The sequence below is a fragment of the Cupriavidus basilensis OR16 genome (assembly GCF_000243095.1).
GTDB classification, from domain to species: Bacteria; Pseudomonadota; Gammaproteobacteria; order Burkholderiales; family Burkholderiaceae; genus Cupriavidus; species Cupriavidus basilensis_D.
Genome location: NZ_AHJE01000364.1, coordinates 1 through 745, shown reverse-complemented (window position 1 = coordinate 745; position 745 = coordinate 1). Strand labels below are relative to the sequence as shown.

Annotated in this window: 1 protein-coding gene; it reads right to left on the bottom strand. The window is 65.6% G+C overall.

The annotated features are described in order from the left end of the window. Nucleotides 1-165: 165 nt before the first annotated feature. On the bottom strand, nucleotides 166-745 hold a 580-nt coding region (locus tag OR16_RS39155), incomplete at its 5' end, for a FimD/PapC C-terminal domain-containing protein (RefSeq protein WP_006165086.1).

Sequence of the window (745 nt, the reverse complement as noted above, 5' to 3'; positions counted from 1 at the left end):
AACGCTGCGCGGCACTTTTCTGAACAGTGGGAGGCCTTTGTGGCATCTCGATACTCCTTGCGCATTCTTACGAGGTACGAGGTTCGAGGCGTCCGTGTATGTCGCGTGCACCCCCAACGTCGGCCCCACGTGGGGCGCAGCGTCCTGCCCGTCCGAACATCGTCTCTATTTTTTCGGCGGATTCGACGCATAGGACGGGCTTGCCGCTCCGTCCGCGCACGCCGCGTCGATACGCTGCAGTGGCTGCAGCCCCTTCTGCGTCTTCCGCTCCGGCAGCTTGTAGGGGACGTGGCATACCGACGCTTTGTCCTTGCCCCATTTGACGGTCAGTTCGCCCTGCGTTTGCAGGCCGCGCGCGAAGATCTTGCTCATCTGGCCGACCGAGCCGACCTCCTTGCCCCGTTCGTCCGTCACGGTGGCGCCAAACGGGAGTGGCGAGCCATCCGGCCGCCGGGACCGGATCAGCGCGGAGCGCCCGGACGCCGTGGCAAATTTCAGCAGCGGAACGGATCCCGCCAGCGGCGCCACGCGCTGGCTCGTCTCCTTGAGCTCGACATCGGTCGACAAGCCCTTCGGATCGAGCTCGATCATGTTCATATTGAACGGCGTCAGGTACGGCACGATCGCGTAGCCTCGGCTATCCACCCGAACGCCCGACGCATTCGTCACGCGCGCGCCGGCCGCGCCGGGCGCTTCGACGATCGCGAACGTCTCCGAAAGCGGCTGCGACAGCGTGATCCCGCCG